Raw genomic sequence first — 9452 nt, forward strand, 5'->3', positions numbered from 1 at the left:
GTGTTCATCCGGGGAGTGGCGCGTAGCGCCGTTCGACGCAGTCGAACACGCTGCATGTAGGTCGTAGCGAAGCAGACCGGAGGGCAGTGTCCCCGGAGGGATACCGGAGCGAAGGAACGCCGAGCCCCAGCGAGGGGCCGGACGCTCGGGGCGAGCCTTTTTTTGCTTACTTTTTTTTGGCGTTTGAAAAAAAAGTGAGTCGCCGTAAGGGCGAAACCCTAAGTGGCCGTTACCGCAGGAATGAATATGTACACCATAAAAAATCCCGGTCGGCTCTAAGGCCGCCATCGCGAGCAAGCTCAGCTCCTACAGGGTTCAGGTGAACCACTGCAGGAGCGAACCCAGAGTCAGGCCAGACTCTTGCTAACCACTTCAAACACATCGCTAGACAACTGACCCGAAGCACGAATGCGCTCCAGCTCACCTTTCATCAACGCCTGACGCGCATCGTCATACTTGCGCCAGCGAGTCAGCGGCGCCAACTGGCGCGAAGCGATCTGCGGATTAAACCCGTTCAACTCGATCACCAGATCCGCGAGGAAGCGATACCCCGAACCATCCGCCGCATGGAAGTTGATCAGGTTCTGCCCGGCAAACGCACCGACCAGCGCCCGCACCTTGTTCGGGTTCTTCATGTTGAACGCCGGATGCTGCATCAACTGACGCACACGCTCCAGACCACCCGGCAACGCACTGCCCGCCTGAACGCTGAACCACTGATCCATGACCAGCGGATTGTCCTTGAAGTGCTCGGCAAAACTCGCCAGCACCTTGGCTTTCTCTGCTTCAAACGACGAATTGACCAGCACCGCCAACGCCGTCAGGCGCTCGGTCATGTTGTCGCTCGCCTCGAACTGTTCAAGCGTCGCCGCCAACACTTGCGGTTTAGCGCTCAACATCAGGTACGACAGCGCAATGTTCTGCAACGCGCGACGAGCGAAGTGCTCGGCCTCGGCCACGTACGGCGTTTTCTTCGACAGCTCGCGATTGGCCTGATAACGCAGCCACAACGCCTCGAACAACCCTTCAGCCAATTGCTTGCGAGCAAACTCACGGGCAATGTGAATCGCATCGACATCAGCCACTTCGCTGATTTCAGTCAGGTACGCCTCACCCGGCAACGAAAGCATTTCCGCGACCATGGCCTGGTCCAGCGTCTCGTCGGACAGCACGGTGCGCAACGCCGACACCAGGCGCTGATCCAGCACCAAGGCTTCGCCGGCCTGGTGTTGGGCGATCAGCTCTTGCAGCACTTGCACCGACAATTGCTGGCCCGCATCCCAGCGGTTGAAGCCGTCGCTGTCATGCTGCATCAGGAACATCAGTTGATCGCGGTTGTACGGGAAGCTCAGTTTGACCGGCGCCGAGAAACCACGCAGCAATGAAGGCAACGGCTGTTCAGCGATGTCGACGAAGGTGAAGGTCTGCTCGGCTTCAGTCACCGAGATCACCCGCGACGTGCCCTGAGCGCTGGCTTCGCCGGACAGGCGCAAGGCAATCGCCGCACCTTTGGCGTCCAGCAGGCCCAATTCCACAGGAATCACGAACGGCAGTTTTTCAACCTTGTCCGGGGTCGCCGGGCAGCTTTGACGGAAGGTCAGGCTGTAGGTTTTCGCCGCAGCATCATAAGACTCGCTCACCGCCAAGCGCGGAGTACCGGCCTGGCTGTACCAGCGCTTGAACTGGGTCAGGTCGACACCGTTGGCGTCTTCCATCGCCTTGATGAAGTCGTCGCAGGTCACGGCCTGGCCGTCGTGGCGGTCGAAATACAGGTCGCTGCCCTTACGGAAACCTTCGGCGCCGAGCAAGGTGTGGATCATGCCGACCACTTCCGAGCCCTTTTCGTACACGGTCAGGGTGTAGAAGTTGGAAATTTCGATGAAGCTGTCCGGCCGCACGGCGTGAGCCATGGGGCCTGCGTCTTCAGCGAACTGGTGCGTGCGCAGGTAAGCCACGTCCTGGATGCGCTTGACCGTGGCCGAGTTCATGTCCGAGGAGAACCCGGCATCGCGGAACACGGTGAAGCCTTCTTTGAGCGACAACTGGAACCAGTCGCGGCAGGTCACGCGGTTGCCCGACCAGTTGTGGAAGTATTCGTGGGCGACGATGGCTTCGACGCGCTGGTGCGCGGCGTCGGTTGCGGTTTCGGCGCGGGCCAGCACGGCGCTGGAGTTGAAGATGTTGAGGCCCTTGTTCTCCATGGCGCCCATGTTGAAGTCGTTGACCGCGACAATCATGAAGATGTCCAGGTCGTACTCGCGACCGTACACTTCTTCATCCCAGCGCATCGACTTCTTCAGGCTGTTCATGGCGTGCTGGCACTTGTCGATGTTTTCCGGCTCGACGTAGATACGCAATGCCACGGAACGCTCGGTCATGGTGGTGAAGGTGTCTTCGACGCACCACAAATCACCGGCCACCAGCGCGAACAGGTACGCCGGTTTCATGAACGGGTCTTCCCAGGTCGCCCAGTGCCGGCCGTCTTCGCCGGGACCGCTGGCAATCGGATTGCCGTTGGACAGCAGCACCGGATAGCTGTGTTGTTCGGCGACGACCGTGGTGGTGAACTTGCTCATCACGTCCGGGCGGTCGAGGTAATAGGTGATCTTGCGGAAGCCTTCGGCTTCGCACTGGGTGCAGAACATGCCGCTGGAYTTRTACAARCCTTCCAGSGCGGTGTTGGTTTCCGGGTGGATCTTGACGCTGGTATCGACCGTGAAGGTGGTGCTGGTCGGGTGCAGGGTCAGATGATTTTCCGTCAACTGATAGTCGCTTTCGCTCAGCTCGCGATCAGCCAGGGTCACCGATAGCAGCTCCAACTGCTGGCCGTCCAGTACCAGCGGCGGCAGGCCCGGGCCGCGCTCGGGATTGCGGCGCATCACCAGTTGCGCATGGACCAGGCTGTGGTCCTCGAACAACTCGAAGGTCAGGTGCGTCTCGTCGATCAGGTACTCGGGCGCCTGATAGTCTTTCAGGTAAATCATCTTCGGTTGTTCGGTGCGCATGCTGGAGTCCTTACTGATGCACGGCGAGCTGATAAGCCGTGTATTTACGAATATTGATCACGCCAGTGTCGAAGATCAGGTATTGCCCCTTGACCCCCAGCAGCGTGCCTTCGGCAATCGGGTTCTTGTCCAGGTTGAAGCTGACGATCTTGGCCGGGTACTGCTCGACCGGATAACGGATCTCGAGCGTTTCTACGTCGGCAATGGTCTGGATCGCTTGCAGGCCAAATCGTTCCTGCAATGTTTTCAAGCCCTCGGCGCAGCTATCAAACAGTTGGTCGCGAACCTCGGCCAGGTCCACCGACGCCGCCTCGCCCTTGAGCAACGCACGCCAGTTGGTTTTGTCCGCCACTTGACTGCGGAACAGGTCTTCGACGAACCCCGACTGCTGACGGGTCGACACGCGCATGATCGGCAACGCCTGACGGGCGCCCTGATCGATCCAGCGGGTCGGCAGTTGGGTAGCGCGGGTAATCCCGACTTTCACCCCCGACGAATTGGACAGGTACACGATGTGATCGGTCATGCAGAACTGTTCGCCCCATGCCGGCTCACGGCAAGTACCAGCGTCGTAATGGCAACGCTCCGGGCTCATGATGCAGAGGTCGCACTGCGCCAGTTTGGTCATGCACGGGTAGCAATACCCTTGGCTGAAACTGGTTTTGGTCTTGCGTCCGCAATGGGTGCAATGAATCGCCCCCAGGTATTCCAGGCGCACGGTAGTGCCGATCATTGGATTGACCGGCACCTCGACATCACCCAGACGCAATGCGTACTGCACGTCGGACCCGTCAAGACGCGCCGACATTTTACTGATTGCACCTCGGCCAATCTCGATCAATGGACGGCATCCGATTTGAACAGAATATTGGGTATTTCAATCGATTTGGAGCCGCATTCCTGCACCCCCATGAAGCCCGTCCGCTCTTCTTCGGGCAGGTTCTGGATTTCCCAGGCGATCATCGCTTGCAACGACAGCTCGCGTTGTTCCGCGGTGAGTTTGCCACCGTCGGACCATTTGCCGATTTCCACCGCCAGTTTCAGGCTCTGGTAGATATCGGGGGTGATGTTTTTGATCATTTCGTTAAAAGAGGACATCAGGGTCTCCGCGCGATTGAATACATAACTTGTTTAGACGGCCAGTTTACGGCGGTTGTACAAACCACCCAACAAACCGGTCAGGCATCCGACGAGCAACCCGCTGACGTGGGCCGCATTAGCGATCTCACCGAAACCGATCATCGAGATCAGCCCGGACATACACAGCACCAGCCACACCAACATCATCACCAACACACCACGCGGCAGGCGATAAGCCGGGTTCGGCGACAATAACTGGAAGATCCAGCAATGCCCGAGCAGGCCGTACAGTACGCCGGACAAGCCGCCGAACAAGGTCGGGCCGCTGAAAAAATACTGCGCGTAGTTGGACACCAGGCTGAACAGCAGCGTCAGGCCGATCAGGTTGATGCTGCCCTGTCGCGATTCGATACGCCGACCCAGTTCCCAGTACCACATGCCGTTCATGGCCAGGTGCAAGATGCCGAAGTGGATCAGCATCGGCGTCATCAGGCGCCACCACTGCCCCGCCGCCAGGCTGTCGGCCAACGGGACGAAATGGATGTATTCGCCCACCACGCGGAAATCGAGGAAGGTCAGCCAGCGCATCGTGTCGAGGTTTTCGCCCAACAACGTCACCGCGCCGACGAGGATGCTCAGCAGCAAAACCGCCGCGGTGGCCTTGGCATAGCGAAGTTGTTCGACGAAACCGGGGCGTTGGGTCGTTTGCGCCACCGGAATGTCCAGTTGCTGATCGGGATCACCGGCCGGAAAGCGTTCGTACAACGAGCGCACGTCTTCGCTGATATTGGCCGGCACCCAGAGCACCTGTTCGCCCGACTCTTCGCTGACGCGATGCGGCACCTGCATGCGCTGCAGCAATTTGACGAACCCGCTCAAGTCCACCGCCAGTGGCAGACGCAATACGGCAACAGCACTCATTGCAGCACCTCCGGCCGTTCGACATCGACCCAGACAAATTTGTGCGGATCGAGACGGGTCTCCTGATCCAGGCGATAGGCGACCAGTTTGCCGTAGAGCACTGCGCTGTAATCCAGACAGGCCAGGTTCGGGCGAATCGGTGCCGGTTTGCCGCTGCGCCAGTAGTGGCCAACGAACAACAGTGGCTCATCGATCCCATAGCGCAGCAACGTGTTCTTTTCCGTGGAAGACAGTGGCGTCTGCGCCACCGGCTCAGGCAATGCGTCCGGTTGGAACACGATGTCTCCGTAGGTTTGCGGGTCGTCTTCCCAGAACTTGGTGCGAAAGAACGAACGCACCAGACCGTCGCCGCTGGTCATGGTCAAGCCGTGGGGCAAGCGCATGTCGGTGCCGCGCAGCAGCCGGTCGAACACGGTGCAGGCGAAACTGCCGGGCACGGCCGATGCCTGAAGGAAATGCTCATCGACGCAGCCATTGGGGAACAGCCCGCGCAACGGCTCGATCAGGCCCGAATCCCAGCAGGCATGCACCACCCGGAAGCGCCCGGCATCGATAAACAACGGCAACTGGTAGAACCATTGCAGGAAGTCATGCCAGTCGCCGGGATGATCTTCGAACTGGCTGAGGGTTTCGCCCAGTAACCGGGCATGGCGCGGCGTGTGCTCTCGGACAAACTGTTTGCCGCTGCCCGGTGGCGCCGGGGTGCTCCAGCCCAGCGCGTTGAATTCATGGTTGCCCATGATGCACAGCGCCTGGCCGGCCTCGACCATGTCATGGACGATGTGCAGCGCCTCGCGAATGCGCGGGCCGCGGTCGATGATGTCGCCGACGAACACGGCCATGCGCGATGGATGCCGCCAGACGCCACCTTGTTTGTGATAACCGAGCCGGTCGAGCAAGTGCTCAAGGGTCAGAGCGCAACCGTGCACGTCACCGATCAGGTCGTAGCTACGCGCGGGATCGAGCATCAGTCGCCTCCACCACCCAATCGGCTGCCCCAACCGAGCTTGGTCCGGCAGACTTCATAGTAATTGTGGTCAAGGGGGTGGATCAGCCGCAGCTTCTGCGCTTTTTTGCTGATGGTGATGGTGTCACCCGGTGCGCAGGTGAAGTGGTTCTGCCCGTCACAGGAGACTTGCGGGTAAATCTGCATATCTTTGGACACGACGATTTTCAGCTCACTGTTGCCATCGACCACTATCGGCCTACCCGACAAGGTATGGGGGTACATCGGCACAATCACAATAGCGTCAAGCTTGGGATGCATGATCGGTCCACCCGCTGACAGCGCGTAGGCGGTCGAACCGGTGGGCGTCGCGACGATCAGGCCGTCGGCCTTCTGGCTGCAAACGAACTGGCCGTCGATGTACAGCTCGAACTCGATCATCCGAGTCGATTTGCCGGGGTGCAGCACCACGTCGTTCAGCGCATCACCCTGGCCGATGGCTTCAGCGTGACGGCGGACTTCGGCTTGCAGCAGGAAGCGGTTTTCCACCAGGTAGTGCCCGTCGAGCACTTCGGCGACTTTGACTTCCAGTTCATCAGGGCGAATATCGGTCAGGAAACCGAGGCTGCCACGGTTGATGCCAAGCACCGGGATATTGTGCTTGGCCAGCGCCCGGGCGGCGCCCAGCAGGCTGCCGTCACCGCCGACCACAATCACCATGTCACAGACTTCGCCGAGCATCTTGCGTGACGAGGTTTGCAGGCCATGCCCCGGAAGGACTTCGGCGATGGTGTCCTCAAGGATCACGTGCAAGTGACGATCGAGCAGAAACCGTTTCAGTCGGCGGACGGTATCCAGCACCTGAGAACTGCCCAGGCGACCGATGATGCCAATATTACGAAATTGCTCCATGGGGTTCCTGCAAGGACGGCGAAAAAGGCGATTATGGGCGAAAGCGCGGGATAGACAAAATCCTTTCAGCCACAAGGGTGTACTCATGTTTAGGGCTATGCTCGCAAGATGATCCTATTTCCCGATTTGCTCACGTTGCCCCATCAGTTGCGCCACCCCGAAGTGCGCGACCTGGCGTGGGTCATCCTCGCACCGCCGATGCTCCTCGATACGCCGTGGCCGCAACGTCATCCGCTGGCCGGCAGCGAGTGGGTGCAACAACCGGAACACCTGGAGCGCTGGTTGCGGCAACTGGACCGCGACAGTTATGACTTGTTGCACTGGCTGTCCCAGGCCCGAACCCGGCGTTTAGGCCTGTACTACGAACGGTTATGGCAATACGCGGTGCGGCACGCCCCGGGGATCGAGCTGATTGCCGCCAACCTGCCGATCAGACGTGAAGGGCATACGCTGGGCGAGCTGGACATGTTGCTGCGCGACCGCGACGGTGTGCATCACCTGGAACTGGCGATCAAGCTCTATCTCGGACCGCAAAATGGTAACGGGCAAGACACCGCGCAGTGGCTCGGTCCCGGTTGTCATGATCGGCTGGACCGCAAACTGGCGCACCTGACTCAGCATCAACTGCCCATTTCTGCCCGTACCGACAGTCGCGAAGTGCTCGCGGCCCTCGATATCCAGCAGTTCAGTGCGCACTTGTGGCTCGGCGGTTACCTGTTGTATCCGTGGCCCGGACACGCCGAGCCACCCGACGGTGCGCATCCGCAGCATTTGCGCGGTAGCTGGCTGCATCAGAAAGACTGGGCAGACTTTGTCGTGCGACGGCCTTACGGCCGATGGCAACCCCTGCCCCGCCATGCCTGGCTGGCGCCGGCGCATTATCCCGCAGAACAGACATGGAGCCCGGAACAACTGAGCGCCTGGCTGAGCGACCTCCAACCCCAGGCCCCGGCGCAGTTGATGGTGCGCCTGACCGAAAATACCGAAGGGGATTGGGAGGAAGCGGAACGGTTGTTTCTGGTGGYGGATCTTTGGCCGAATGTGCCGGGCAGTGGTTGAGATTGGTAGTGGCAGATATGGCCCCATCGCGGGCAAGCCTTGCTCGTACGGGTCGTGTGTCAATCGCAAAATTCGTGATCGACCCGATCCTGTAGGAGCAAGGCTTGCCCGCGATGAGGCCAACTCGATTTAAATCGTCAACCGCACCGCCAGCGCCGCCAACGTCACCAACAACACCGGCACCGTCAGAACAATCCCGACCTTGAAGTAATAACCCCAGCCGATCCGGATACTCTTGCGCTCCAGCACATGCAGCCACAATAACGTCGCCAGACTGCCAATCGGCGTGATTTTCGGCCCCAGATCGCTACCAATGACGTTGGCATAAATCATCGCCTCCTTCACCACGCCGCTGGCCTGGCTCGMATCGATCGACAGCAAACCGATCAGTACCGTCGGCAAATTGTTCATGATCGACGACAAAATTGCCGTCAGCACACCCGTGCCCAGCGCCGCGCCCCAGACACCGTACTGTGCAAACCCGTCCAGCCAGCCCGCCAGATACCCGGTCAGCCCGGCATTTCGCAAGCCATACACCACGAGGTACATGCCCAGCGAGAAAATCACGATCTGCCACGGTGCTTCTTTCATCACCTTGCGCGTGGAAATTTTGTGGCCACGGGCAGCGATTGCCAGCAGCAGCGCGGCGCACACCGCAGAAATGGCGCTGATCGGAATGCCCAGCGGTTCCAGGGCAAAACACCCCACTAACAGAATCACCAACACCGCCCATCCGGCGTAAAACGTCGCCTTGTCATGGATCGCAGTGGCGGGATGATCCAATTGCTCGGGGTCGTAATTCCTGGGAATGTCTCTGCGAAAGAACCACATCAGCATCGCCAACGTTGCCGCGACGCTCACCAGGTTGACCGGGATCATCACCGCCGCATACCGATTGAAGGTGATATGGAAGAAGTCGGCGGACACAATGTTCACCAGGTTCGACACCACCAGCGGCAGGCTCGCCGTGTCGGCGATGAAACCGGCGCCCATCACGAACGCCAGCGTCGCCGCCGGAGAAAATCGCAATGCCAACAGCATCGAGATCACGATGGGTGTGAGAATCAACGCCGCGCCATCATTGGCGAACAATGCCGACACCAACGCACCAAGCAGCACCATATAAGCAAAAAGCTTGCGTCCACTGCCCCGCCCCCAGCGGGCCACATGCAAGGCAGCCCAGGCAAAAAAGCCCGCCTCGTCCAGCAACAGGCTGATGATGATCAGCGCGACGAAGGTGCCGGTGGCGTTCCAGATGATCTGCCACACAATGGGGATATCGCTTAGCTGCACGACACCAAATATCAGTGCCAGCACCGCCCCGAAGACTGCACTCCAGCCGACACCCAGGCCTTTGGGTTGCCAGATCACCAGCGTGATGGTCAGCAGGAAAATCAGTGAAGCAGTCAGCATGCAAAGCAACCTTGTGCGCAAAAAACAAACCGCGATTCAGCCGCAACACACGAACAGAGTAAAGCCCCCATTTTCTACACAACGAATCCCGTAGCAGCTGTCGAGCAGCACGAGGC

General features: G+C 59.6%; 8 protein-coding genes. 1 reads left to right on the plus strand and 7 read right to left on the minus strand.

Features of this window, described 5'->3' with window-relative positions; translation table 11 throughout:
* Positions 1 to 347: 347 nt before the first annotated feature.
* From pepN to AC1D2P_RS29385, 6 genes are read right to left on the minus strand one after another with little or no spacing between them, the layout of a single operon-like run.
* The gene (gene pepN / locus AC1D2P_RS29360; protein WP_477758299.1) at positions 348 to 3005 is read right to left on the minus strand and encodes an aminopeptidase N; all 2658 of its coding nucleotides are present in this window, start codon (positions 3003 to 3005) and stop codon (positions 348 to 350) included.
* Between the two features lie 10 nt (positions 3006 to 3015).
* Positions 3016 to 3846: a DUF2797 domain-containing protein gene (locus AC1D2P_RS29365; protein ID WP_223523552.1), complete on the minus strand. Its 831-nt coding sequence runs from the start codon at positions 3844 to 3846 to the stop codon at positions 3016 to 3018.
* A complete protein-coding gene (locus tag AC1D2P_RS29370) occupies positions 3843 to 4103 on the minus strand; it encodes a YeaC family protein (RefSeq protein WP_046032129.1) in 261 nt (86 codons plus the stop codon). Before AC1D2P_RS29370 ends, AC1D2P_RS29365 begins: the two co-directional genes overlap by 4 nt.
* 33 nt (positions 4104 to 4136) lie before the next feature.
* Positions 4137 to 5006, minus strand: coding sequence for a rhomboid family intramembrane serine protease (locus AC1D2P_RS29375; protein ID WP_046032128.1), 870 nt, complete (start codon positions 5004 to 5006; stop codon positions 4137 to 4139).
* Positions 5003 to 5977: a metallophosphoesterase gene (locus AC1D2P_RS29380; protein WP_371916741.1), complete on the minus strand. Its 975-nt coding sequence runs from the start codon at positions 5975 to 5977 to the stop codon at positions 5003 to 5005. Before AC1D2P_RS29380 ends, AC1D2P_RS29375 begins: the two co-directional genes overlap by 4 nt.
* Positions 5974 to 6864 carry an NAD(+) kinase gene (locus tag AC1D2P_RS29385; RefSeq protein ID WP_027923400.1) on the minus strand — a complete coding sequence of 297 codons (891 nt, stop codon included), beginning with the start codon at positions 6862 to 6864 and terminating at the stop codon, positions 5974 to 5976. Before AC1D2P_RS29385 ends, AC1D2P_RS29380 begins: the two co-directional genes overlap by 4 nt.
* A gap of 108 nt (positions 6865 to 6972) precedes the next feature.
* Here AC1D2P_RS29385 and AC1D2P_RS29390 point away from each other — a divergent pair, with 108 nt between their 5' ends.
* Positions 6973 to 7923, plus strand: coding sequence for a DUF1853 family protein (locus AC1D2P_RS29390; RefSeq protein WP_477811727.1), 951 nt, complete (start codon positions 6973 to 6975; stop codon positions 7921 to 7923).
* A 129-nt stretch (positions 7924 to 8052) separates the two neighbouring features.
* On the opposite strand, the gene AC1D2P_RS29395 is transcribed toward AC1D2P_RS29390, so the two are convergent.
* Positions 8053 to 9336 carry an arsenic transporter gene (locus AC1D2P_RS29395; protein ID WP_477811728.1) on the minus strand — a complete coding sequence of 428 codons (1284 nt, stop codon included), beginning with the start codon at positions 9334 to 9336 and terminating at the stop codon, positions 8053 to 8055.
* Between the last annotated feature and the right edge of the window lie 116 nt (positions 9337 to 9452).

The sequence above is a fragment of the Pseudomonas sp. P1_F1_2 genome (genome assembly GCF_056405815.1).